The following is a 24,567-nucleotide window of genomic DNA, read 5'->3' on the forward strand; positions in this document are numbered from 1 at the left end:
GATTAATCCAGAGCGCGGCTCTGGGCTTTGATGGCCTCCAGCCCCTCCAGCAGGGGCGCTTCATCCTCGCCGGGTGCACGGCTCACCCGGCCAGCCATGTAGCGGCTGCTGATGAGGATTAATCCAGAGCGCGACTCTGGCCCTTGATGGCCTCCAGCCCCTCCAGCAGGGGCGCTTCATCCTCGCCGGGTGCACGGCTTACCCGGCCAGCCATGTAGCGGCTGCTGAAGAGATTGAACCAGAGTTGCAGCGCCTGCCCCGCCCGTAGCTCCCCGGCCACTTCCAGCACGCAGGCGGCCACCTCGGCGGTGCACAGGTGCTCGTCGCTGTGGGCGACGCGCATACCGTAGGTAGAGAGCGCATCCGGCTTGATGGCGAGCACAGGGAAGCTGTCCAGATAGGGACTCTTGTTGAACATCTTGCGCGCCTCGGGCCAGGTGCCGTCCAGCAGGATGAACAGCGGCTTCTTGCCCGGGGCCAGTACCACCTCGCCGGTCAGACGGTCGGGCGCTTTCTCGCAGGCGGGAAAGACCACGTAGGGCTGCCAGGCGGGATCCGCCAGCAGGGCCAGCAGCTCGGGATGGGGTTCGGTACGCGACCAGAGAAAGGCCCAGGTGGAATCCGGCAGCACGTCGGCGATGAGGCGCCCGGTGTTGGAGGGCTTCATGGGCTCGCTGTCATACATCATGAGGCAGAAACCGGCCTCGGCCTTGAGCGCCGGGCGCCAGTCGCAGGCACACCAGTCGTGGCGCAGCTGGCAGGCATCGCAGCGTGGTACGCTGCCGCCACGGGCAAGAAAGGGTCGGGTCGAGACGCTCTTGCGCCAGATGCGCAGGCGGTTGACGGCGTGATCGGGGATGGGCTTCATGGAACGCGGCTCTGACGGTGCCTGTGGCGGGACAAAAGGGGGCTGATTGTAACGGCGCGCCCTCCTGGCGGCAAGGCTTGCCGGGCGGCGCCCTGCCCCCTTCCCTCCCCGCGTTCTGCCCGCCTCGCCCCCATGAAAAAAGGGCCCTGAGGCCCCTACTCACCATCCGTTGCAACCGGGTCTGGCGACATCAGACCGCCTTTCGCAGGATCTGCTCCAGATAGTGCGCGAAGCTGTGGCCGTGGTGCTCCAGCAGTTTCGGGAACATGGAGATGGAGGTCATGCCCGGGAAGGTGTTGATCTCGTTGAGCAAAATCTCCCCCTCTTCGGTCAGGAAGAAGTCGATGCGCGACAGATGGGTCAGCTTGAGCTGACGGAACGCCTTCAAGGCGTACTCGTGAATGGCGTCAGCCTGCGCCTGAGTCAGCCCCTCGGCCTTGAGCGCGGTCTCGGTGTGACTGGCGCTGCTGTACTTCTCTTCATAGGTGTAGAACTTGTCCTGGGGTACGCAGATCTCCCCCGGATAGGTGGCCACCAGCTCGTCACCATACTGGTAGACCGCCACTTCCAGCTCGCGGGGCTTGACCGCTTTTTCGATCAATACCTGCTCGGAGTAACCGAAGGCATCGGCAATGCCCTTCACCAGGTCTGCCTCGTTGCTGGCGGAGTAGCAACCCACGGAAGAGCCCTGGGAGGCAGCCTTGATGAAGACCTTGCCCCACTTGGCCAGCGCCGCTTTTGCCTCGGTCAGGCTCGCCTCGCCCTGCTCGGTCAGGAACAGGTAGGGGGTATTGGGGATGCCGATGGCGGTGAGCCACAGCTTGGTGGTGATCTTGTTGAAGCACACCTTGCTCGCCTCGGCGTCACAACCCAGATAAGGCAGGCCGGCCAGCTCGAGGAAGGATTGCAGATCGCCGGTCTCACCGGGATAGCCGTGGATGCAGGGCACCACGTAGTCCACCGGACGGGCCACGCTGTCGAACGAGAGCAGCTTGTCCAGCCCCAGCTTGCACTCGCGACCGTCGGCGGAGAGCCAGCGGTCGGCAAACATCTCGACCCGGGTCACTTCGATACCGGGCAGGAGCCCGAGCTGTTTTTCGAGGAAATTGGCGCTGCGCAGCGAGACTTCGTGCTCGGAGCCGCCACCGCCGCACAGCAGCAAGACATGCATGTTCTTCATTAGATGTGATCCCTTGGGAGAAGCGGCTTCGTCATCACCATGTCAAACCCAACCGCATGAAAACCGGACGAAGCCAGAAACGAACATAAGTGCGGGCAGTGTAGCAAGGGAGGGGAAGCCTTGTCAGCCGATGGGGCGCACCTCCCCCTGCCCGGGCAGATAAAAGTCTCTTCCTGTGTCAGAAACAGGATGAAATGCGCTCAACGGGGGGGATCGACCCGCCCGGCGCCATTGCCGTTGACCCGAAACCAGCCGGCAATGCTGTAGCGCTCCCGGCTTGCGGGCAGCACCTCGTGGGGAAACTCTTCAGACAGGAAGAGCACCAGCCGCCCGCCCCGGGGGGAGACATCCATCAGAAACTGCTCGCTGTCGTCATAGACCCGCAATATTCCCCCCGCCTCTGGCTGCCAGTCGTTGTTCAGGTAGAACACCGAGGTGAGCCGGCGGTTGGATCGCCCGGCGAAGGCGTCGCGATGGGTGGCGTAGAAGTCCCCCTGACGGTAGCGGGCAAAGTGGGCCTCGTAGTCGAATAGCCCCAGCATCAGGCTGCGATTGGCGGCCAGACGCAGGGACTCCATCCGGGCCAGATAGTCGGCCACCGGCGCGCCGAGGGAGGCGTCGAGCCAGTGGATCTGATCCCGACGGATATCGCGGTTGTCCTGATGCAGGGTCTCGCGCCCGATCCCCGCCGGTCGCCACTCGTCCGGCAGGCAAGCCTTGAGGGCATCCACCTCGGCGGCGGTTAAAAAATCATCCACTATCACCCAACCCCGGGTGTAGATGGCATCCATGACGGCTTGATAGTCCAAGATAGGCTCGCAGCGAGGGGAGAGAGTGCGCTTTGTAGCGACTTCGGACCATCGGCACAAACCGGATTGCTTCTCTTGAGAAGTCCCGCCATCAATAGGAGTCTGGGGGGGGGGCACAGACGCCCTCCCCCTTGCTCCCCGGCCCTCGGCCCGTTAACGTGCAAGGATTGTCCCCCGGGCGCCTTGTCGCCCCTCTTGCATCAGGAGAAACCATGCCCCTGCCCCTCATCCCCCTGCAACGACTCGATGGCACGGCCTGGTCCACCGCCGATCTGCAGGGCCGTGTCGTGCTGGTGGTCAACGTGGCAAGCCGCTGCGGTTTTACCCCCCAATACACCGGGCTTGAGGCCCTCTATCGCCAGTTCGGCCCCCAAGGCTTCGAGATCCTGGGCTTTCCCTGCGATCAGTTTGGCCATCAGGAGCCGGGCGATGCCGAGGAGATCGCCCGCTTCTGCTCTCTCGACTACCCGGTCAGCTTCCCCCTGATGGCCAAATGCGAGGTCAACGGCGCCGGGGCCCACCCCCTCTATCGCTGGCTCAAGGAACAAAAGCCCGGACTCCTTGGCAGCGAGGCCATCAAGTGGAACTTCACCAAGTTCCTGATTGACCGTGAAGGCCGGGTGGTGGACCGCTTCGCCCCCCAGACCAGACCGGAGGATCTGGTGCAGGCCATCGAGGGACTGCTCTGACGGGCGTGCGCCGCTCGCGACACGGCTGCTGCGCGTACGCCTCGCATCTGCTATATTACGCGCCCACGGTTCTCTTGTGCGGTCGCTTTGCCGGGCTCAGGCCCAGCCTCGATTGCGACCCACCCTATTTTCCATGTCGTGACGGACCAAGGCTGCCGTCACCCGTTGAGCCCAAGGCTCGGAGTGTCCCTCGAACATGTCATTCAATGAACTGGGTCTGTCACCGCACATCCTGCGGGCCGTCAAGGAGCTGGGTTACGAACAACCCACCCCCATCCAGCAGCAAGCCATTCCCGCCATCCTGGCCGGGCAGGACGTGCTGGGCGGCGCCCAGACAGGCACGGGCAAGACGGCCGGTTTCACCCTGCCCATGCTTCATCGACTGCTGGCCAACCACGGCCGTGGCGGTCGTCGCCAGGTGCGAGCCCTGGTGCTGACCCCGACCCGGGAGCTGGCCGCCCAGGTGGGTGAGAGCATCATCAAATATGCCCACCACCTGCCGTTTCGTACCCTGATCGCCTATGGCGGCGTCAGCATCAAGCCAAACCTGGACGCCATCAAGCTCGGGGTCGACATTCTGGTCGCCACCCCGGGCCGCCTGCTGGATCTGCTGACCCAGGGCGCCCTGACCCTGAGCGCCCTCGAGGTACTGGTGCTGGATGAAGCGGACAGAATGCTCGACATGGGGTTCATCACCGACATTCGCCGCATCATGAAGGCCCTGCCGGAGGAGCGTCAGACCCTGCTCTTCTCCGCCACCTTCTCCAATGACATCAAGGCGCTGGCGGACGATCTGCTCAAGGATCCCACCCTCATCGAGGTGGATCCCAGCAACACCGCCGCCGAGCAGGTAAGCCAGCGCATCATCCAGGTCGATCGGGAGCGCCGCCGGGAGATGCTCTCCCACATGATTGGCCGTGGCAACTGGCAGCGGGTGCTGGTGTTCGTGCGCACCAAGCAGATTGCCGACAGGCTCGCCCAGCAAATGCAGAAAGATGGCCTGGATACGGTCGCCATCCACGGTGACAAGAGCCAGGGGGCCCGCAACCGGGCGCTGGCGGATTTTCGTGAAGGCAAGGTGCGGGTGCTGGTTGCCACCGACATCGCCGCTCGCGGCCTGGACATCGATCAGCTTCCCCACGTGATCAACTTCGAGCTGCCCCAGATGGCGGAGGATTACATCCACCGCATCGGCCGCACCGGCCGCGCCGGCCGTGGCGGCGAGGCCATCTCTCTGGTGAGCCAGGACGAGCTGGGTCAGCTCAAGGAGATCGAGGCGCTGATCGGCCAATCCCTGACCGTGGAGATCCTGGAAGGATACGAGCCGAGCGGCAAGCCGAGCCGCCAGACCCTGCCGGGCAGCAAGCCGGTGCAAAACCCGCCCCGCGCCCGTGGCGCCGCCAATACCAAGGGTGGCAACGGCAAAACAACCGCAGGCAAGAGCAAGGCGAAGAGCGATGGCGGCAAGAAGCCAGCCCCAGCCCGCAAGCGGGAAGTGGTGGGCGAGGACATCGGTTTCGCCCCTATGCGCCGTCTGCCCAAGGCCCAGCGGGGCGACTATCAGGACAACTCCAGCGAGGAGTGAGGCAGATAGCTGCCGACCTGACACAAAAAACCGCCCACGTCCCGGGCGGTTTTTTTATGCTCTGGCGCCCTTAACCGGCGGCCAAGGCCATGTGCAGCAGGGGATAGGGCTTGCCCTGGCCATCCAGGGGGGAGCGCCCCGTCACCTCGAAGCCCAGGTGCTGATAGAAGCCGACAGCCTGGGCATTCTGCTCGTTGACGTCCACCCGGGTCGCCCCCAGGCAATGGATGGCGTGCGCCACCAGCTGGCGGCCGACCCCGCTCCCTCTCGCCTCGGGGGCGATGAACAGCATCTCGATGTTGCCCTCAGCCACCCCGATAAAGCCGACGATAACGCCATCCTGCCTGGCGCAATAAAGGCGCACGGCATCAAAATAGTGTTCGAGGATGAGAGGCTTGAGGGTGGCGATGTCTTCCTCTTGCAGGAAGTGATGGGTAGCGCGTACCGAGGCCTCCCAGAGAGCGATCAGGGCCGGGTAATCCCCGGTTTGTGCTGGTTCTATCTTCATGAATTGTTGGCTCAATTTATGGCAAAAGCGCCGATGCTAAGCCTTGGGGCCGAACCTCGTCAAGGTGCAGCCCTGGGCCTCTGCCTGCTTGATGACAAACCCCTTCTCGATGCCCGCCTTGAAGCCCAGCTTCTCATAGAGGCGATGGGCTTCATCGCGCCCTTCCCCCGAGAGCAGCATCACCTTGTAGCCATCCAGCCCCCAGGCCAGGGAGAGCGCCTGTTCAAGCACCTTCTGGCTCAGCCCCTGGCGTCGGAACGCAGAGGCCGTTACCACGTGCTCTATGATGCCAAAGGGCCTGCCGCCGTTGCTCAGGGTCGGGATCACCCCGAGCTGGCAGGTGGCGGCGAGCTCACCGCCCACCTTTGCCGCGATGATCCGCACCTCGGGCCTGGCCAGCAGGCTCGCGAGCGTCTCCATCGCCATGGAAAGCGGCATCACGGGATCCCGTGGTCTGAGCTCGGCGTAAAGGCTGAGCAAGCCGCCAGATCCTGCTCCCTGCACTCTCTGATCACCACCATGGCAACCTACCTGATCTGCCACTCCTCTTTCGGCTGATCATGCATGACGCCAGCATCGAGTGTGCACAGGCATAAAGAGAAAGAAGATGCCTCCCCAGGTTGGGAAGGCATCGCGATCAACGGGTCTTGACCGCCTGGAGCAGGACAGAGACATCGGCGCCAACGCGGCGGGTCGCGATGGCTTCGCGAATGGCGCGCTCGCTGTAGCGACTGGCGGGGTAGACCACCACGCAGGCGGTGTCACCGGGAGCGAGGAAGTGGGTCTCGCCAAAGGGGGTGTAGCGGGTGGCGCCAATGCTGATGAGTGCATGGGCCGGGCGCCCCGCCTGGGCCAGCAGCCCCTGGATATGCTCGGCCGGGCCTTCGTCCTGCTGATGGTTGAACTTGTCGATGGCCCACGCCAGCAACTGATCGTGGAAGTAACTGTAATCCACCGCCGCGCTGTCGATCCCGTAGGGGTGCAGCTCCCCGTCCCGCTCCAGATAGCAGGCGATGCGGTAGTCATCGAGCTCGCATCCTGCGGCAAAGTGGGTCAGGGGCAGCAGGTTCGCGGCCAGCCCCTTGCTCTCTTCACCCCAGTTCTTCTTCTCGCTGATCTTGTTGGCATTGGGGCGACGGATGGAGCAGTCGTTGTAGGCGCCAAACGCCTTGGGATGGATGGCCACCACCTGCTCCCCCGCGTACTCCAGCTCGCACCACAGTGCCACCTCGGGTTCAATCTGCACCTTCTCGTCCCCGCTCACCGCCGCCTCCGGCAGGAAGATGGCATCGCCGCTCAACGGGAAGACCCCGAGCTGGCCGGGATGGTTCGGCACATAGAAGGGGAACAGCGCCTTGGGGGCGACCTTGTCGTCAACCTTGACGGCGACGAAGTCCGCCGCCTCCCCTGCCTGCTCCAGGTGACCGGCGAAGTTGCCCGCCACGCCCAGTCCGATAAAGGGGGTCTGTGAGGTGATCTGCATCTGTGGCTCCACTGGCGCGGCCGGGGCCGCCGCCTCGTTGTCGTTGTCGTTGTCGTTGTCGTTGTCGTTGTTCAGGGCGGAAATACCGCCAAAGAGGGAGCTTATTAGAGCACAGCCCCCGTACGGCGCCCAGCCACCGGGCCACAAGCTGTGCACCAGGGCGGATTTCCCCTCACCATCTGGTCATAAAGTCAGCAGTCGATGCGAAGCTGTGATCCCGATGCTTGGGAGAGCACGGCACTTTTGCTAGGCTGCCCTATTGATTTGCCGTTCGGGAGCCGTCGCAAGGCCATGACCACCCACTTTCAGGGGCGCTTCGAGGTGGAGTTCAAATACCGCCTGACGGACAGCGCCGCCTTTGTGCATACCCTCACGGCCCTCGGCCCCGAGGTGATGGTGGCGGACAATCATGAGCAGGACTGCTACTTCGACACGGCAGATGGCGCCCTGGCCCGGGAGGAGAAGAGCCTGATCATCCGCACCATGGCCCCCAGCGGCATCCGGCTCTGGATAGTCAAAGGGCCCGGACCCGATCGCTGCGAGGCGGTCAACATCCCCGATGCGGACAAGGCGGCCAGCATGGTGCGCACCCTGGGCTACCAGCCGGTGCTGACCATCGACAAGCGGCGCAGCATCTATTTTCTGGGGGCCTTCCACGTCACGGTGGATCACCTGGCAGGCGTCGGTGATTTTGCCGAGCTAGCCATCATGACTGACGACGAGGCCGCCCTGCCCGCCTACCGCGCGCAGTTGCTGGCGCTGGCTAACCGGCTGGGACTGGCGCCCGAGATGCGGGAAACCCGCTCCTATCGCACCCTGTGCGAGCAGCGAGCCCCCCTTTGACAAGCGGCAACAAGAGGAATCTGCCCATGATCGACAAACTCGCCTGGCTGACCTTCAAGGAGGGACAACTGCTGTGCGCCCGCTCCCACGGCAAGGACATCTACTACATTCCGGGGGGCAAGCGCGAGCCGGGCGAGAGCGACGAGGCGGCCCTCGTTCGTGAAATCGAGGAAGAGCTCGCGGTCACCCTGAAACCCGACACCCTGGCGTTTGCCTGCGAGTTCAGCGCCCAGGCGGACGGCAAGCCGCAAGGGGTGAATGTCAATCTGCGTTGCTACACGGGGGACGCCGACGGCACGCCCGTCGCCTCGGCGGAGATCGCCGAGCTGCGCTGGCTGGACAGCCGCCACCTGGCCGAAGTCTCCCCCGTCTCCCGCCTGCTGTTCCAGTGGCTGGCAGCGCAGGGACTGATCCATTAAGAGACGGCGCACCTGACCGGATGACGATGGCACCGGCAGGAGAGTCCGCGCCCGAGACGTTAATCCCCCACGTGGGCCAAGAGAGAAGATGAGGACATTCAATGGAGATCCTTGAGGTCGAGAGCACCAGAGGCATCAAACCGGCGCTGATCGCCCTGCTGCAAGATTGCGTGGCCAGCGGTGCCTCGGTGGGCTTTCTGCCTCCCCTGCAGGAAGAGCAGGGGCTGGCGTACTGGCAAGGCATCGAGGGGGAGCTGGCGGATGGAGTGCGCAAGCTCTGGGTGGCGTTTGATCAGCACCATCTGGTGGGCGCCCTGCAGCTCTCCCTGTGCACCAAGGCCAACGGGGGCCACAGGGCCGAAGTGGAAAAGCTGATGGTCCACAGCCAGGCCCGTGGCAAGGGGGTGGGCCGCGCCCTGATGAACGCCATGGAGCAAGGGGCCCGGGACGCCAGGCGTACCTTGCTGGTGCTGGATACCCGGGTCGGCGACGTGGCCTCCAGCCTCTATCGCCAGCTCGGCTATCAGGAGGCCGGCCAGATCCCGGACTTCGCCCGCAATGGGGACGGCACCCTCGCCGCCACCCAGTTCTTCTACAAGCAGCTCTGAGGCAGACGGCCTGGCAAGACCGGACAGCGTGCCGGTCTTGCCCCCTCCAAGGCTCGGTGTACATAGGTTTTGGGTTCAATCAGACTCATCGGCAAGGAGCCATCATGATATTGGAAGTCGCCCATCTGCAGATCATTCCCGGCAAGGCCACTGACTTCGAGCAGGCCTTCGCCCGGGCCCAGCACATCATCAGCGCCATGCCCGGCTACCTGGGCCACCAGTTGCAGCGTGCCCTGGACGATCCCCATCACTACCTGCTGCTGGTGCAGTGGGAACGGTTGGAAGATCACACCCGGGGGTTCAGGGGCTCCCCCCGGTACCAGGAGTGGAAGGCCCTGCTGCACCACTTCTACGACCCCTTCCCCAGGGTCGAACATTTTCAGGATGCAACACCGATCAGTGCCGCAAGCTGAACCTTGATCAGCCAGTCCCGTCACGGGCTGATCAATGGCGTCAGGCCAGGCGCTCGGCCCTGTGGGCAATCTGCGGCTCGGCAAAGGCGCTCTGGGCCGTGATGAGCTGCAGCTCGTAGGCATTCGCCTCCCAGGTCTGTCGCAGCACCGCATCCACCGCGGCGTTGGTGCGCTCGAAGGCGCTCACCCCATCATATCCCGCCTGCAGGTTGGCCAGCATCAGGGCACTGATGAGATCCCCCACGCCCACCGGTTGGCGCGCGAAATCGTAAAGGGGACGGGCGATCAGATAGTCTCCCTCGGGGGTGGCAAGTAGCATCTCGAAGCGGCCGGGGACGCTGGCGGCGCGACCCAGGTGCTTGACCAGCACCATCTTCACCCCCTTCTCCAGCAACTGGCGTGCGGCGACCCGGGTCTGGGCCAGGGTTGTCAGATGGACATCGCACAGAGTCTCCAACTCCAGCAGATTGGGGGCCATGATGTCCGCCACCGGCAGGGCCTGCTCGGTGAGAAAGCGGGTGACGCCCGGGGCGACGATGCACCCCTTCTCCGGATGCCCCATCACGGGATCGCAGAAATAGAGGGCCGCCGGATTGGCTCGCTTAACCGCCGCCACCACCGCCAGGATCTCGTCCCCCTGCTCCGCCGAGCCCAGATAGCCGCTCAGCACCGCATCGCAGCGCGCCAGCACCTCGATATTGCAAAGCCCCTGGCACAGGGCGGCAATGTGGCCCGCCGGCATCGCCATTCCCTGCCAACCCGCCTCGTACTGGGTGTGGTTGGAGAACTGCACCGTATTGATGGGCCACACCTCCATGCCGAGACGGCGCATGGGGAACACGGCGGCGCTGTTGCCGGCACAGCCAAACACCACGTGGGACTGGATAGAGAGAATGCGTTTCATCGACACCACCGCACAAGAAACCTGAGGAAAAGAGGCAATATATCGGATGAAGAGACGGCTCTTCCAGCAATTAACGCCCTGACTCCCTATTTATGCTTCTGCAGGCCTAACTTGCCGCATATTTGACCGCCGCTACCCTGTTTCTGCACAACCCTGGAGCCATCTGCCCGCGGCTGCGGGGTGATAAATGTACTTGTACGCCTCTTGTCTGATGGCATACAAGGTGGTTTTTTAATCAACCATAAACAGTCGGGATCAAGGATGAGGTCCGATGAAAAGGCGCCAGTCGGCAGTCGGCAGTCGGCAGTCGGCAGTCGGCAGTCGGCAGTCGGCAGTCGGCAGTCGGCAGTCGGCAGTCGGCAGTCGCAAAGTAAGGCAACAAGGGCAAGGGTCAAGGAGGCGTCGGAAGATCACAGGACAAAGGCGGCCTACCCTTGCCTGACACCGTGGCAACGGCAAGCCATACGCAGTGGCGACAGCAAGTCACGTCACCAGTGCCGTGGCTGCAGCGAGTCGCCAGCAGTCTCATCAGAGGGAGCGTGGTGCCCTTGGGCGTCTTAATCCCGGGCGAAGTGGTAGACCCAGCCTTCGTCCGGTGCCATCTCGTCCGGCAGGTCCACCAGGGCGGGCAGCGAGGTGACGACCCCTTCGGCCGCAAATTGCAGGGCCATCAGGGCGCAGAGCGCGGCATCATAGGGATCCGTTCCAGGGATGAGGGACACCGGCAGGTGGGGTTGCAGCTCGGGCCGCACCGCAGAGGCTTTGCCCCCCATTTTGGCCAGGGCGGGATAGACCTCCAGCACCGCGCGCCCGGCAGCCCTCGCCTGTTTTGGCACCAGTTGCAGATCCCCGAGACGCGGCAGCATGGAGAGGGCCAGGGTGGCGTTGTTGCCGAGCCTGTCGAAGGTGGCGGAGAGGGGCTTCTTGCCATAGTGCTGATGGAGCCAGCGCTCGCAATCCCGGTAGGCGTAAGGGTTGTCAATCTCCCGCTGGGGCACGGGAAAGCCGCTCCCCCGCCCCGCCAGCAGATCGGCGAGGGCGCGGGGAAAGGCCAGGGGCGCATCGATGCCGAGAGCAAGGCGCGGGCAGGCCAGCACCTGCATCAGCGCCACCTCGTCTTGCAGGGCCGGGCGCAGCAGGGCATCCAGATCCGGCGCGACCCGGGAGCTCAGGCGAAACAGGGGGGAGATCCCGAGCCAGTGCAGACGCGACTCCCGGGCCTGCCAACCCACCACCGCCACCGCCTGGGCATTGCCCTGCCAGCCCCTCACGTCCCAGCCGATGCCGATGGCGTCCATGTGTTCCGTTGTCATGCCCCTGTTACCTCTGTGCAGCCTTGATGGAGCACAGGGTAATGGCTGCCCCTCCTAAAGCAAGGGCAAGTTGGTCCCTAGAAGGATTTCTTGAAGTTGATCAGGGGCAGAATGGGGAAGATGCCGTTCTCGGCGTAGTTGGCCAGGCCAATCTGCAAGCCGTCCAGGTGCTTGGTGGCATTGACGAATCCCAGCTGGAAGGTGGTGCGTTCGGCATAATTGACGAAGCCGACGTTGGCCAGGGCATTGCCCTGGGCGATGTTGACCGCCCCCCAGTTGAGCCCCTTCACATTGTTGGTCAGGTTGACGAAGCCCAGATTGAGGCCGGTATCCTGCCCTTCGTGCCAGTTGACGGCGTTGATGGCGACCCCGCCAAACTGATGGCGCACCCGGCTCGCGCCAAAGAACACACCAAGCTGCAGGCCGGTGAACTGATCCACGTCGGAGAGGGCGAACACCGGCAGATCGATCCCCTTCACCTGACCGGTGCGGCCGTAGAGGAAGGAAGCCCGTGCCCCTTCCACCTGATTGGACGAGGGCAGGTTGACACCGGGCAGGGAGATCTGGACCGGCGTGCTGGCCTGGGCGACACCGGCGAGGGTCAGGGCACCACAGCCGAGCAGCAGGGCGAACGGTTTCATCGGGGATTCCTTGTGAAGAGGGTGTGGCTCAAGGGTACCAGCGCAGGCCCCGGGGGACGAGGTCCCGGCCCTTTCCCTGCGTCACCTCTCGTCTGAATCCGGGGATGGCTCACTCGGCGGAATGGAAAATTCAAACAGAAACTAACATTTATGTCATTTACACCAAAGGTGGATTGGTTGCAGAATGCTCAAACGTGTGTTTGAACAGAGCAAACAACACGTAACACAGGGATGACGTGCTGTACCCGCAAGAAGGGTCGATTGACCCGCAAAAACAGTGTTCTGCCGAACCGGAGACCCATGATGAATATGGACGTGATCAAGAGCTTTACCGAGCAGATGCAAGGCTTTGCCGCTCCCCTCACCCGCTACAACCAGCTGCTGGCCAGCAACATCGAACAGCTGACCCGGTTGCAACTGGCGTCCGCCAATGCCTACGCCGAACTGGGGCTCAACCAGTTGCAGGCCGTCGGCAAGGTGCAGGATGCCCAGAGCCTGGCGGCCCTCGGCACCGTGCAGCTGGAGAGCGCCAGCCAGCTCTCCCGCCAGATGCTGGATGACATCCAGAAGCTCAGCGCCCTTGGCCAGCAGTTCAAGGAAGAGCTGGATGCCCTGACCGCAGATGGCATCAAGAAGAGCACGGGCAAGGCCTGATAACCCCTGGCTGCCCGTCTTGCGGGCAGCCACATCTCCCCACGACTCGACAGAACGGGCACGTGCCCGCCCCGGGCGTGGGTGAAGGAGAACACATGAGCCAATCATCTTACGGCCCGCTGTTCGAGGCCCTGGCCCACTACAACGACAAGCTGCTGGCCATGGCTAGAGCCCAGACCGAGCGCACGGCCCAGGCCCTGCTGCAGACCAGTCTGGACGATCTGGGCAAGGTGCTGGAGCAGGGCAGCCAGCAGCCCTGGCAGCTGATCCAGTCCCAGATGAACTGGTGGCAGGATCAGCTCAAGCTGATGCAGTCCCAGATGAACTGGTGGCAGGATCAGCTCAAGCTGATGCAGCACACCCTGCTCAAGAGTGCAGGTCAGCCGAGCGAGCCGGTGATCACCCCGGATCGCAGCGATCGCCGCTTCAAGGCCGAGGCCTGGAGCGAGCAACCCCTCTATGACTACCTCAAGCAATCCTATCTGCTGACCGCAAGACACCTGCTGGCGGCGGTGGATGCCCTGGAGGGCGTGCCCGAGAAGAGCCGGGAGCGACTGCGCTTTTTCACCCGCCAGTACGTCAACGCCATGGCTCCCAGCAACTTCCTGGCCACCAACCCGGAGCTGCTCAAGCTCACCCTGGAGTCCGACGGCCAGAATCTGGTGCGCGGCCTTGCGCTCCTGGCCGAAGATCTGGAGCGCAGCGCCGATCACCTCAACATCCGCCTGACCGACGAGTCCGCCTTCGAGCTCGGCCGGGATCTGGCGACCACCCCGGGCCGGGTAGTGCTGCGCACCGAGCTCTTTGAGCTCATCCAGTACAGCCCGACCACGGCGACGGTGGGCAAGACCCCGGTGCTGGTCGTGCCCCCCTTCATCAACAAGTACTACATCATGGACATGCGCCCCCAGAACTCCCTGGTGGCCTGGCTGGTCGCCCAGGGGCAGACGGTCTTCATGATCTCCTGGCGCAACCCGGGGGTGGCACAGGGGCTGGTCGATCTCGACGACTACGTGGTGGACGGGGTCATCGCCGCCCTGGACGCCGTGGAGGCGGCCACCGGCGAGCGGGAGGTGCACGGCATCGGCTACTGCATCGGTGGCACTGCGTTGTCACTCGCCATGGGCTGGCTGGCGGCGCGGCGCCAGAAGCAGCGGGTGCGTAGCGCCACCCTGTTCACCACCCTGCTGGACTTCTCCCAGCCCGGGGAGCTTGGCATCTTCATCCACGAGCCCATCATCGCGGCGCTGGAGGCCCAGAACGAGGCCAGGGGCATCATGGACGGGCGCCAGCTGGCGGTCTCCTTCAGTCTGCTGCGGGAGAACAGCCTCTACTGGAACTACTACATCGACAGCTACCTCAAGGGCCAGAGCCCGGTGGCGTTCGATCTGCTGCACTGGAACAGCGACAGCACCAACGTGGCGGGCAAGACCCACAACAGCCTGCTGCGCCGACTCTACCTGGAAAACCAGCTGGTGAAGGGGGAGCTCAAGATCCGCCACACCCGCATCGATCTCGCCAAGGTGAAGACCCCGGTGCTGCTGGTGTCCGCCGTGGACGATCACATCGCCCTCTGGCAGGGGACCTGGCAGGGCATGGCGCTGTTCGGGGGCGAGCGGCGCTTCATTCTGGCCGAATCCGGGCACATCGCCGGCATCATCAATCCGCCGGATGCCAACAAATACGGCTTCTGGCAGAGCGAGGCCGAGGCGGACAGCCCGGCGCAGTGGCTGGCGGGGGCGACCCACCAGAGCGGCTCCTGGTGGCCCGAGATGATGCGCTTTATCAAAGACCGTGACGAGGCAGAGCCCGTCCCCGCCCGGCAGCCTGTCGAGGGGCTGGAGGCGGCCCCCGGCAGCTACGTCAAGGTACGGCTCAATCCGGTGTTTGCTGGCGTCAGGAAGCAAGAAGAGGAACCCGCATGAGTACACAACCCCTTGCCGTGGGCATGAAAGCCAGCCTGACCAAGCGGTTCGGGGCGGCGGAGGTGGCCGCCTTCGCCGGCCTCTCGGAGGATTTCAATCCCCTGCACCTGGACCCGGACTTCGCCGCCACGACGGTGTTCGAGCGCCCCATCGTCCACGGCATGTTGCTGGCGAGCCTCTTCTCCGGGCTCCTCGGGCAGCAACTGCCAGGCAAGGGGAGCATCTACCTGGGCCAGAGCCTCGGCTTCAAACTGCCGGTGTTCGTGGGGGACGAGGTGACGGCGGAGGTGGAGATCATCGCCCTGCGGGACGACAAGCCCATCGCCACCCTGGCCACCCGCATCTTCACCCAGGGCGGCGCCCTCGCCGTGACGGGGGAAGCGGTGGTGAAGCTCCCTTGAGCGCCAGTGGCCTCCAGAGACACAACCAGCCCGATCGGGCTGGTTTTTTTGCCTGTGTTCGCCCCTTTTTCGGGGCAATTCGGCCCGGGCCCTTTCCCTGCCCCGCCTAACTGCCTAGAATGAGCCCCCGCTGTTTCAGCCATTCATCCAGCTAGAGGATTTCCCATGGAGACGTTTCTGCTCGAAGGTCACCCCTTCGTTGCCTTGTGTGACCTGATCAAGCATCAGGGTTGGGCCGATTGTGGCGGTGCCGCCAAGGCGCTGGTCGCCGAGGGCCTGGTGGAAGTGGACGGTCAGGTCGAGACCCGCAAACGCTGCAAGATAGTCGCCGAGCAGGTGGTCAACTTCAACGGCATGAAGGTAGTCGTGAAGGAAGGCGTCAGCCCCGAGATCCTCTGATCCTGACGCCCTGCCACGCAAGCGCTACCCAGCACAGTGGCCGAGCGGATGGTCAACTTCAACGGCATGAAGCATGAAGGCCGTGGTGAAGGAAGGGAGCAGCCCCGAGATCCTCTGATCCCGGCTTGAACAAGGGCGCCAAGCGCCCTCTGGCCTTCAGCTGGCCTTGATGGAGAGGGTCAGCACGAAGCGGGCCATGGCCTCGTCGCCGTTGCGCGACGGGCAGGTGGCCACCACCTGGATGGGGCGGTTGATGCGCTGACCGCTCGCCAGGGACTCGTCGATCATGGCGTCGATAAGCTCCCCCGCCGCGCAATCAAACTGCACGTCCCCCTCCGGGCGCTTCAAAAACTCCCCCTGCACATCCTTGAAGGCGAAATGCACCTTCTTGCGCCGCGCCCGCCCCTTCTCCATGACCAGGAGCCCTCCCACCAGGTCGGCACCGGTGGCGAGCGCCCCGAAATACATGCTGCCCAGGTGGTTGCGGGTGCGCCAGCCCAGCGGAATGCGGATGCGCAGCGCCCTGGCGTCCATCTGCTCGATGACGGGGGCACAGAAACCAATGACGGGAATGTAGCGCCAGGCGAACAGACGCAGGGCGAGGTTGGCTTTGAGGCGTTGCAGGTCCATTGCAAACTGATCCGATGAGTGAATGTGACGCAAATGTTGCCAGCCTGCATCCCGATAGACAAGCCTCCCGTGCCATCCCTGTGAGCGGGCCCCCAAAGGGTATTTGCAAAATTCATGCAATGGCCAGGTTCTATTTGTCTGGCAAATGATAAAACCGGCCTTTCCTGACCTCGGGTCGCCCCTCTCTTACCCTTTTTCCGAATTTTTTCAAGGTCCCGCCCCGGATGACTGGACCATGACAGCCATATCCGAATGAAACACAACGAGAAATACTCCCCGTCAGGGGGCTAGCCCAGGATCCCGCCCCCGCCACTGGGATTATTCGCAGTAACCAAACCCCCTCTCCCTCGCTAGGCTGTTGCTGGCCCGGAAGTAGCCACTCGGCACCGGGTCAACCCGTCTACCAATCTCACCATAAGGATAGAGAGATGAGTCACGTGCAACAGTTGTTCAACGGGGGCGAGAGCGCCGGTACTTTCCAGCTCAACTTCAACAACAACCGTGCCTACGAGCTGTTTGGCCGGGAGTACCTCAAGTGCTATGCCAACCTCAGCGCCAAGGGGAAGATGAGCAAGCCCCTGCCCACCGGGCCGCTGAGCTACACCGTCGACTTCGCCATGGATTGCGGCTGCAGTTCGGTGCTGTTTGACTTCAACCTCGCCTACAAGAAGACCTTCGGCAACCAGTTGCAGGCCCCCCTGTGGCGCGAGTCGGACTACGAGGCCGAACTGGTGCTCTGCCAGCTGGTGCGCGAGGCACCGGCCAACCGCCTGAGCAACCATGATCAGTTCGCCGAGGCCGAGGCCTTCTTCAACGACGTCAATCTGCCCGACACCGTCCGGGCGGTGGGCAATGATCCCTATGCCGACAAGGACGGCCTGGTGGAGTTCATCGTGGCCAACGAGCTGCTGGACGATCCCGCCGTCATGGCCAAGCTGGCGGAACAGAAGGCCTACCTCATCGCCATCACCTCCGTGGTCACCGCCTACATCAACCGTTACGCCGAAGCCTATGGCGAGCAGTACAAGACGGACGCGGATCTCTGGGCCAGGGCCCTCTCCAAGATCCCTCTGATGGGGCCGAGCAAGATCGATCAGCAGAGCTACAGCCGCCACATCAAGGGGCTCAGCATCGCCACCGACTTCATCAACTTCATCATGGACGTGGTGGTGAGCCAGGGCACCACGGCGCTGGCCAGCTTCAACAAGTTCCTGCAAAAGCAGGGGGATGCCATCCGCTTCGGGGTGGAGAACAACAAGGACTTCTACAAGACCATCACGGTGGGGGTCACGGTGGAAGTGTTCAAGGTGGGCAACGAGCTGGTCTATGTGCCGAAGATCAAGCAGTACCGCGTCAACTTCGACCGCCAGAACAGCAAGTTCACCTCCGCCTGTGCCAGCGCCGAGTTCGTCGACATCTACTTCAACTACCTCTATGCCGCCAACGTGTTCGACTACGAGGCCCTCAAGGACCCCGAGATCAAGCGCGACTTCGACAACTTCATCCAGAAGCAGCGCAAGGCACAAATTGAAGAAGCGGACACCTTCTTCAACGATGACTTCCCGCCCCTGGAGCCCAAGCTGGTCAGCCGCAGCAAGGTCACGGTGTAACCCCGCCAGTCAAAAAAACAGCCGGCAGATGCCGGCTGTTTTTTTAGGTGGGCCTCAGGCCCGTTTCTCTTCAAGCCAGGCCCCCTGGCTCTGCATCTCGAACAGCTGGGCATAATGCCCCCCCAGCGCCATCAGCTCGCCGTGGGTGCCGCGCTCGCTCACCCACCCGCGGGAGAGTAGCAGGATTTCATCGGCATCCACTATGGTGGAGAGGCGGTGGGCGATGGCGATGGTGGTGCGACCACGGCGCGCTGCCGAGAGCGCCTGGGAGAGGGCGAGCTCGGTCTGGGAGTCCACGCTCGCGGTCGCCTCGTCCAGGATGAGGATGCGCGGATCCCCCACCAGGGCGCGGGCAAAGGAGAGCAGCTGGCGCTGGCCGGCGGAGAGGTTCTTGCCCCCCTCCTCCATCAGGGTGGCCAGACCATCGGGCAGGTGGCGCACGAAATCGGCCAGCTGCACCTCCTCCAGGGCCTGCCAGAGCCGCCCATCCTCGATGCCGTCACGCCCAAGGCGCAGGTTCTCGGCCAGGGTGCCGACGAAGATGAAAGGATCCTGCTGCACCAGGCCGATGCTGCGGCGCACCGCCGAGAGGGCCAGGTCGTTCATGGGGTGATCATCGAAGTGGATGCTCCCCCGATCCAGGGGGTAGAAACCCATCAGCAGGCTGATGATGGTGGACTTGCCGCTGCCGGTGTGGCCCACCAGCGCCAGCATCTGGCCCGGCCGGGTGGCAAAGCTCACATCTTGCAGCACCTGCTGCTCCCCGTCGTAGGAGAAGCCCACCCCGTCGAAGCGTACCCGTCCCTCCAGGGGGCGCACCTCCCCGTCGGTGCTCTCGCGGGTTTCATCGAGCAGGGCGAATACCCGCTCCCCCGCCACCATGGCCTGCTGCAACTGGTTGAGCTGGTTGGTCATCTCGATGAGGGGCTCGATCATCCGCCCCAGATAGCTGATGAAGGCGTAAAGCACCCCCACCTGGATGGCCCCCGCCGTGCTCAGCCCCTCGTGGGCAAACAGGGCCAGCAGACCGATGAGCACCATCATGTAGAAGAGATCGATGAGGGGGCGCAGCAGGATGCCGTTGATCTTGAGGCTCTTGATCCGCGCCTGCCAGTGCTGCTGGTTCACCCCCGCAAAGGCGTTGGCGAAGTGGCGCTCCTGCACCATGGCCTGGATCACCGGCATCCCCTGCAACGACTCGTTGAGACGGCTGTTGATGTCGGAGAGCAAGGATCGGGTCGCCCGCACCACGGGCACGCTCAGTTTCTGGTAGAGCCACATCACGGCCCCCACCGCCGGCAGCAGGGTGGCGCACACCAGCATCAGGCGCAGATCCAGCAGCGCCATGGAGAGCAGGATGCCGCACAGGAGCACCACTTTTTGCACCAGGAGCCCTATCACCTGGACATAGAGGTTCATGATCGCCTCGGTGTCGTTGGTGATGCGGGAGATGAGGGAGCCCGAGCGGTGCTTGTCGAAATAGCGGGCAGGCAGGCGGATGGCGGTGGCGAACACCTGCTCGCGCAGACGCTGCACCACCGCCTGGGCGATGCGGTTGAAGCGCAGGGATTGCAGGTAGAAGCCGGCCGCCGACAACACCTGCAACCCCAGATAACCGGCGGCAAGGGCGGCGATGATGCCCCACTCCAGCCGGCGCGGCGCCAGGTAGTCATCGATGAAGAGCTTGATGAGCAAGGGGCCCGCCACCTCGGCGCCGGTGGCGAGCAGCAGGCAGATGCCCGCCTGCACCAGCCAGCGGGGATAGCTGGCGCAGTAGGCGAGCAGCCGTTTGATGGTTGGATTCACAGACTTGCCTCCAGCACAACGTTCCACGGGAATTGACTCTCTTTGCTCCCCTCTCCGCTCGCGGGAGCCGGGCGGGGGGTGAAGGAAACCAGGGGCCTTGTCATCCTGTTCACAGGCTCTCCTCCACGTCCTGCTCCAGGCGCTGGTAGCGGACCATGTCCGCGTACCAGCCGTTCCTGGCCATCAGGGTCTCGTGACGGCCCCGCTCGCTGATCGCTCCCTGCTCCAGCACCAGGATCTCGTCCGCCTGCTCCACCGCCGTCATGCGGTGGCTCACCAGCACCAGGGTGCGCTTGTGGACCTTGAGGGCCAGCAGGATCTGCTGCTCGGTGTGGGCATCCACCGCCGAGAGGGCGTCATCCAGCACCAGGATAGGGGCATCCAGCAGCAGGGCGCGGGCGATGGCCAGACGCTGCTTCTGACCGCCGGAGAGGGTCACCCCCTTCTCTCCCACCTCGGTTTCATACCCTTTGGGGAAGCGACTGATGTCGTCGTGAACACAGGCGATGCGCGCCACCCGCTCAATCTCCTCCCGGCTCGCCTCGGGGCGGCCCAGGGCGATGTTGGCCGCGATGGTGGTGGAGAACAGAAACGGCTCCTGGGGCACATAGGCAAACTGGCTGCGCAGCTCACCCAGCGACAGTTGCGAGATGGGCACCTCCCCCATGCGGATCTCCCCGGCCGTGGGGTTGGCCAGGCGCATCAGCAGCTTGAGCAGGGAGCTCTTGCCTGCCCCGGTGCGTCCCACTATCCCCAGCATGGCGCCAGCCTGCAGGGTGACATCCACCCCCTGCAACAGGATGCGCTGCTCCAGCCGGTAGCCCAGCCCCTGCACCCGCAGGGGAAAGGCCGAGGCCAGCGCCACGGGATGGGCCGGCTCCTCGATGTCGCTGCGCTCCCCCAGCAGGCTTTCGATGCGCGAATAGGCGGCGCTGCCCCGCTCGATGATGTTGAACAGCCAGGCGATGGCGAACATGGGCCAGATGAGCTGGCCGAGGTACATGGTGAAGCTGGTGAGCTCCCCCAGAGTCAGCTTGTCTTGCAGCACCAGGGCGCTGCCCCCTGCGACAGCCAGAAAATAGGAGCAGCCGATGCACAGGTAAATCACGGGGTCGAACTTGGCGTCGATGCGGGCCACCGCCATGTTGCGCTCCCCCGCCTGACGGGTCAGCTCGGCAAAGCCCTCGTCCTCCAAGGATTCGACCGCGTAGGATTTGAGCACCCGCACCCCGGAGAGGGCCTCCTGGGTCTTGTTGTTGAGGCGGGAGAAGGCCCCCTGAGCCGCCTTGAACTCCTTGTAGATCTGGGTCCCGAAGCGGTTCATGAAGAAGGCCATCACCGGCAGGGGCAGCAGGGAGAGCAGGGTCAGCTGCCAGGAGTACTGGCTGCACATGATGGAAAGCACCAGGATGCCGACGATGAAGGAGTCCACCAGGGTCAGCACCCCTTCCCCTGCGGTCATCTCCACCGCCTGGATGTCGTTGGTGGCGTGGGCCATCAGATCACCGGTGCGGTGGCGCTGGTAGAAATCCGGGCTCATGCGGGTGAAGTGGCTGAACAGCCGGTTGCGCAGCACGTAGGCGAGCCGGTAGGAGGCACCGAACAGCATGACCCGCCACACGTAGCGCAGCAGGTAGATAAGCAGTCCCAGGCCAAAAAGCCCCGCCAGATAGCCGGTCAGGGTGCCGCTGTCCAGGTCACCCTTGGCGATGCCATCCACCACCCAGCCCACCACCTTGGGGGGGATCACGGTCAACAGGGCCACCAGCATCAGCAGGGAGATGGCCACCAGATAACGCCGCCACTGATCCTTGAAAAACCAGCCAAGCCGCAAAAATACGCTCACAGAGAAGTCCTTGGTCGCGGCGCGCTGCCGCGTGATCATGAAGAGAAGCTCAATACAATCGCCCCCTGGCGGGGGCGAACGAGTGGGTCATCATAGCCTGAAGCGGGTGACTTGAGAACGATTGCTATCTTGCCCTCCCTCAGAGCCGCTTGTCGGGGGGCGAAAACGGGAAGGCGACCGACTCCTGCTGCTCCCCGGTGAGCAGGAAGTGGGAGACCTCCTCCCGGGTCTGGGTAAAGACCTGCTGCAACTGGTTGAGCTCCCCCTCGCTCAGCTCCTCCTGCAGCCGCAGCCGCCACTCCAGTTCCCCGGCCAGCAGTTGCAGGCGGGAAGCGGAGATGTTGGCCGAGACCCCCTTCAGGGTATGCAGCAAGCGGCACGCCACTTCGGGCTGCTGGCGACGCAGGGCGGTGCGGATGTCCCACAGATCGTCCTTGTGCTCGGAGAGGAACAGCTTGAAGAGGATCTGCAGCGCCTCCCTGTCATGCTCCAGCCGGCGCAGAGCATCCTCCAGATCCAGCACGCCCATGAGGGCCGGCGGCTTGACCTCGATGGGCACCTTGGGCTCCCCGCCGCTGCTCTTCACCCATTGCAGCAGGTTGTTGTAGAGATCGAGCTTGCTCACCGGCTTGGTGACATAGCCGTTCATGCCGACGCCAAGGCAGCGCTCCCTGTCCCCCGGCATGGCGCTGGCGGTGAGGGCGATGATGGGCACATCGTGCTTGTCCACCATCTTGCGGATCTGGCGGGTGGCATCCAGCCCGTCCAGCACCGGCATCTGCAGATCCATCAGGATGACGTCGAACGGCTGCTCCGCCACCTGCTCCACCGCCTCGCGGCCGTTGTCCACCACGGTGACCTTGGCCTCCACCCGGCGCAGGTACTCCAGAATGAGCTGCTGGTTGACCCGGTTGTCCTCGGCCAGCAGCACCCGGGTACCGCGCAGCAGCTCCCGGAACTGCTGCTGATCCCCCTGGGCCTCCGCCTGGCGGACCTTGCTGTCATGGGAGCTGCCGTTGAGCAGTTCGTCCACCTTGGCCAGCAAGGCGTTTTCCGTCATGGGCTTCGCCAGGAAATGGGTCAGTCCCATGCTCTCCATCCGCCCGTGCAGCCCCTCCCTGGACCAGGCGCTGGTCATCAGGACAGGCAGGCGCCGCCACTGGCTGTGCTGGTACATCTCGAGGGCCAAGTCCAGGCCATCCTCCTGACCCATGCGCCAGTCGAGGATGGCGAGGCGGATGTGATGCCCCTCTTCCCGCAGCACCTGACGGGCGCGGGAGAGGCTGTTGACCGTGATGACGGACGCCCCCGCCCGCCCCAGGATGTCCTTGGCCAGTTCCAGCACCAGCTCATTGTCATCCATCATCAGGATCAGGGGCTGGTGATCGAAGAAGACCCGGCGCCCCGAGACCCCGTACACCGCCTGGGAGATGGGGATCTCGAACAGGAAGGTGGAGCCCACCCCGGGTTTGCTCTGCACGGTGATCTCCCCGCCCATCAGCCCCACCAGGCGCTGGGAGATGTTGAGGCCAAGCCCGGAGCCGCCATATTTGCGGGTATTGCCCGCCTCCAGCTGGGTAAAGGGCTGGAACAGCTGGGCCTGCTTCTCCGGGGCGATGCCGATACCGGTATCCCGCACGCTGAAACAGACCCGCATGGGATGCTGGCTGGTGAGGGTGATGGCCACCTCCACCTCGCCCCGCTCGGTGAACTTGATGGCATTGTTCACCAGGTTGACCAGTACCTGACCGAGGCGCAGCGGATCCCCGCGCAGAAAGTCGGGCACGGCGGGAGACTTGTTGATGATGACCTCGATGTGCTTGCGCTCCGCCAGATCCGCGAACATGGCGGCGAGGGAGTCGAGCTGCTCGCTGAGATCGAAGTCGATCTCCTCCAGGGTCAACTTGCCGGACTCCACCTTGGTGAGATCCAGAATGTCGTTGATGAGCAGCAGCAAGGTGTCCGACGAGGATTTGATCTTGTTGAGATAGTCCCGCTGCTGGGGATCCAGACTGGTTTGCAGTGCCAGGGCGCTGAAGCCGATGATGGCATTCATGGGGGTGCGGATCTCATGGCTCATGTTGGCCAGGAAGTCGCTCTTGGCCTGGGCCAGCAGCGCGGCATGGCGAGAGAGCTCGCTCAGCTTCTGGTTGCGACGCCACAGGGTCGCGGCCACCAGCGAGAAGCAGAGCAGCGCCCCCCCCAGCACCATCAGGTAGAAGCGGCTCTTGAGGGAGGAGGCCCGCTCCAGCTTGCTCTGCTTCCAGGCGGGCAGTGAGCTCAACCCCTTCATCTCCACCACCTGATTGCGCAGGCGATGGTACTCCATCACCTGCTGATTGAACTCCTGGCCCAGCCGGACGAGGGCCGCGACCCTCGGCTGCTCGCCATAGCGGTCAAGCAGGTGCTGCTGGAGTTGCAACAGTTGCCGCTGCTCGTTCTGATCCCAGCTGCGTCGGAGGTAGTGGTGCAGGCGCATGAGTTCGGTCAGGTCGCGGTACTGCGCCTCACCGACCGGCAGGGTGCCTTGCAACGCCTTGAGCTGGCCCTGGAAGCGGGGAGCCAGATACTCGATGGTCATCTCCATGGTGTAGAGCCTGGCGAGATCCAGCAGATAACCGTCGATGTCCCGCTGCAACGCCTGGGAGCCGGGGTCGTCCACCGACTCCGGATCCTCGTGCACCAGCCTGACGAATCTGTCCAGGTGACTGGAAAGCAGGCTCAGGCGTTGCTGTACGCTGCCATCGCTGGCCTTCTCGCGCCCCAGCAGATAGACGGTATCGGTATTGACCCGATTGAGCACCATCTCAGCCGCCACGCTCAAATCGAAGGCACGCTGCTGCTGGCTGAGCAACTGCCAGCAATAGGCAGAAAAGCCCACCAGCGATACGATGATAAGGCCAAAGACAACACGATTGCCCCGTGCAACACTCTTCATCCCGTCTCGATTCTCATGTCATGGTCGGCCATCCGGTGACATCAGGTCACGGCCGGAGGCCAACTGTGAAAAACCACTGAGTGCTATGTTACCGT

The 24,567-nt window shown here is 63.8% G+C and carries 23 protein-coding genes and 1 pseudogene; 11 read left to right on the forward strand and 13 right to left on the reverse strand.

What is annotated here, in order from left to right; translation table 11 throughout:
* Positions 1–118: 118 nt before the first annotated feature.
* The 3 genes from BGO64_RS09710 to BGO64_RS09720 form a co-directional block, all read right to left on the reverse strand.
* Positions 119–868: a tRNA-uridine aminocarboxypropyltransferase gene (locus BGO64_RS09710; RefSeq protein WP_286700592.1), complete on the reverse strand. Its 750-nt coding sequence runs from the start codon at positions 866–868 to the stop codon at positions 119–121.
* Positions 869–1,058: 190 nt separating this feature from the next.
* On the reverse strand, positions 1,059–2,048 hold the full coding sequence (locus tag BGO64_RS09715) for a D-alanine--D-alanine ligase (protein WP_041215087.1): 990 nt from the start codon (positions 2,046–2,048) through the stop codon (positions 1,059–1,061).
* A gap of 200 nt (positions 2,049–2,248) precedes the next feature.
* A complete protein-coding gene (locus BGO64_RS09720) occupies positions 2,249–2,857 on the reverse strand; it encodes a 2OG-Fe(II) oxygenase (protein WP_041211488.1) in 609 nt (202 codons plus the stop codon).
* A 212-nt stretch (positions 2,858–3,069) separates the two neighbouring features.
* Here BGO64_RS09720 and BGO64_RS09725 point away from each other — a divergent pair, with 212 nt between their 5' ends.
* The gene (locus tag BGO64_RS09725; RefSeq protein WP_039038588.1) at positions 3,070–3,546 is read left to right on the forward strand and encodes a glutathione peroxidase; all 477 of its coding nucleotides are present in this window, start codon (positions 3,070–3,072) and stop codon (positions 3,544–3,546) included.
* A gap of 196 nt (positions 3,547–3,742) precedes the next feature.
* Entirely contained in the window at positions 3,743–5,131 is a 1,389-nt protein-coding gene (locus BGO64_RS09730) for a DEAD/DEAH box helicase (RefSeq protein ID WP_069651325.1), read from the forward strand.
* Between the two features lie 70 nt (positions 5,132–5,201).
* On the opposite strand, the gene BGO64_RS09735 is transcribed toward BGO64_RS09730, so the two are convergent.
* The 3 genes and pseudogenes from BGO64_RS09735 to BGO64_RS09745 form a co-directional block, all read right to left on the reverse strand.
* Positions 5,202–5,639: an acetyltransferase gene (locus BGO64_RS09735; RefSeq protein ID WP_045524585.1), complete on the reverse strand. Its 438-nt coding sequence runs from the start codon at positions 5,637–5,639 to the stop codon at positions 5,202–5,204.
* Positions 5,640–5,675: 36 nt separating this feature from the next.
* Positions 5,676–6,160, reverse strand: a pseudogene (locus tag BGO64_RS09740) (GNAT family N-acetyltransferase).
* 116 nt (positions 6,161–6,276) lie between these two features.
* On the reverse strand, positions 6,277–7,122 hold the full coding sequence (locus BGO64_RS09745; RefSeq protein ID WP_286700610.1) for a DUF5718 family protein: 846 nt from the start codon (positions 7,120–7,122) through the stop codon (positions 6,277–6,279).
* Between the two features lie 291 nt (positions 7,123–7,413).
* Between BGO64_RS09745 and BGO64_RS09750 the strand changes: the two genes are divergently transcribed.
* From BGO64_RS09750 to BGO64_RS09765, 4 genes are all read left to right on the forward strand, one after another.
* Complete coding sequence (locus BGO64_RS09750; RefSeq protein ID WP_286700594.1) at positions 7,414–7,965, forward strand: class IV adenylate cyclase; 552 nt, start codon at positions 7,414–7,416, stop codon at positions 7,963–7,965.
* A gap of 26 nt (positions 7,966–7,991) precedes the next feature.
* Entirely contained in the window at positions 7,992–8,384 is a 393-nt protein-coding gene (locus BGO64_RS09755) for an NUDIX hydrolase (RefSeq protein ID WP_039038593.1), read from the forward strand.
* Positions 8,385–8,485: 101 nt separating this feature from the next.
* The gene (locus BGO64_RS09760) at positions 8,486–8,992 is read left to right on the forward strand and encodes a GNAT family N-acetyltransferase (protein WP_010674875.1); all 507 of its coding nucleotides are present in this window, start codon (positions 8,486–8,488) and stop codon (positions 8,990–8,992) included.
* A 104-nt stretch (positions 8,993–9,096) separates the two neighbouring features.
* Complete coding sequence (locus tag BGO64_RS09765) at positions 9,097–9,405, forward strand: antibiotic biosynthesis monooxygenase family protein (RefSeq protein ID WP_069651329.1); 309 nt, start codon at positions 9,097–9,099, stop codon at positions 9,403–9,405.
* Positions 9,406–9,445: 40 nt separating this feature from the next.
* Here BGO64_RS09765 and pdxY read toward each other — a convergent pair whose 3' ends face one another.
* The 3 genes from pdxY to BGO64_RS09780 all read right to left on the reverse strand — a co-directional run bounded on the left by pdxY (position 9,446) and on the right by BGO64_RS09780 (position 12,263).
* On the reverse strand, positions 9,446–10,309 hold the full coding sequence (gene pdxY / locus BGO64_RS09770; RefSeq protein WP_069651330.1) for a pyridoxal kinase PdxY: 864 nt from the start codon (positions 10,307–10,309) through the stop codon (positions 9,446–9,448).
* A gap of 557 nt (positions 10,310–10,866) precedes the next feature.
* The gene (locus tag BGO64_RS09775; protein ID WP_286700595.1) at positions 10,867–11,622 is read right to left on the reverse strand and encodes a DUF429 domain-containing protein; all 756 of its coding nucleotides are present in this window, start codon (positions 11,620–11,622) and stop codon (positions 10,867–10,869) included.
* Positions 11,623–11,699: 77 nt separating this feature from the next.
* A complete protein-coding gene (locus BGO64_RS09780) occupies positions 11,700–12,263 on the reverse strand; it encodes a VC2662 family protein (RefSeq protein WP_010674879.1) in 564 nt (187 codons plus the stop codon).
* A 303-nt stretch (positions 12,264–12,566) separates the two neighbouring features.
* Between BGO64_RS09780 and BGO64_RS09785 the strand changes: the two genes are divergently transcribed.
* The 4 genes from BGO64_RS09785 to ybcJ all read left to right on the forward strand — a co-directional run bounded on the left by BGO64_RS09785 (position 12,567) and on the right by ybcJ (position 15,642).
* Entirely contained in the window at positions 12,567–12,917 is a 351-nt protein-coding gene (locus BGO64_RS09785; RefSeq protein WP_039040883.1) for a phasin family protein, read from the forward strand.
* Between the two features lie 95 nt (positions 12,918–13,012).
* A complete protein-coding gene (locus BGO64_RS09790; protein WP_286700596.1) occupies positions 13,013–14,842 on the forward strand; it encodes a class I poly(R)-hydroxyalkanoic acid synthase in 1,830 nt (609 codons plus the stop codon).
* Positions 14,839–15,243, forward strand: a complete 405-nt coding sequence (locus tag BGO64_RS09795; protein ID WP_286700597.1) for a MaoC family dehydratase — start codon at positions 14,839–14,841, stop codon at positions 15,241–15,243. The genes BGO64_RS09790 and BGO64_RS09795 overlap by 4 nt, the downstream gene beginning before the upstream one ends.
* Positions 15,244–15,408: 165 nt before the next feature.
* The gene (ybcJ, locus tag BGO64_RS09800) at positions 15,409–15,642 is read left to right on the forward strand and encodes a ribosome-associated protein YbcJ (RefSeq protein ID WP_010674882.1); all 234 of its coding nucleotides are present in this window, start codon (positions 15,409–15,411) and stop codon (positions 15,640–15,642) included.
* A 156-nt stretch (positions 15,643–15,798) separates the two neighbouring features.
* On the opposite strand, the gene BGO64_RS09805 is transcribed toward ybcJ, so the two are convergent.
* Complete coding sequence (locus BGO64_RS09805; protein ID WP_010674883.1) at positions 15,799–16,272, reverse strand: DUF4442 domain-containing protein; 474 nt, start codon at positions 16,270–16,272, stop codon at positions 15,799–15,801.
* Positions 16,273–16,700: 428 nt separating this feature from the next.
* Between BGO64_RS09805 and BGO64_RS09810 the strand changes: the two genes are divergently transcribed.
* Entirely contained in the window at positions 16,701–17,882 is a 1,182-nt protein-coding gene (locus BGO64_RS09810; protein ID WP_201901128.1) for an Evf family palmitoylated virulence factor, read from the forward strand.
* A gap of 54 nt (positions 17,883–17,936) precedes the next feature.
* Here the strand turns inward: BGO64_RS09810 and BGO64_RS09815 are convergent, their stop codons facing one another.
* The 3 genes from BGO64_RS09815 to BGO64_RS09825 all read right to left on the reverse strand — a co-directional run bounded on the left by BGO64_RS09815 (position 17,937) and on the right by BGO64_RS09825 (position 24,472).
* Positions 17,937–19,688 (reverse strand): ABC transporter transmembrane domain-containing protein, encoded by a 1,752-nt coding sequence (locus BGO64_RS09815; RefSeq protein ID WP_286700598.1) that lies wholly within the window; start codon positions 19,686–19,688, stop codon positions 17,937–17,939.
* A gap of 109 nt (positions 19,689–19,797) precedes the next feature.
* Positions 19,798–21,534, reverse strand: coding sequence for an ABC transporter transmembrane domain-containing protein (locus BGO64_RS09820; protein ID WP_253584999.1), 1,737 nt, complete (start codon positions 21,532–21,534; stop codon positions 19,798–19,800).
* Positions 21,535–21,673: 139 nt separating this feature from the next.
* Complete coding sequence (locus tag BGO64_RS09825) at positions 21,674–24,472, reverse strand: hybrid sensor histidine kinase/response regulator (protein ID WP_045524566.1); 2,799 nt, start codon at positions 24,470–24,472, stop codon at positions 21,674–21,676.
* Positions 24,473–24,567: the final 95 nt, after the last annotated feature.

This window comes from Aeromonas sp. 62-46 (assembly GCF_001898585.1).
Taxonomy (GTDB): domain Bacteria; phylum Pseudomonadota; class Gammaproteobacteria; order Enterobacterales; family Aeromonadaceae; genus Aeromonas; species Aeromonas caviae.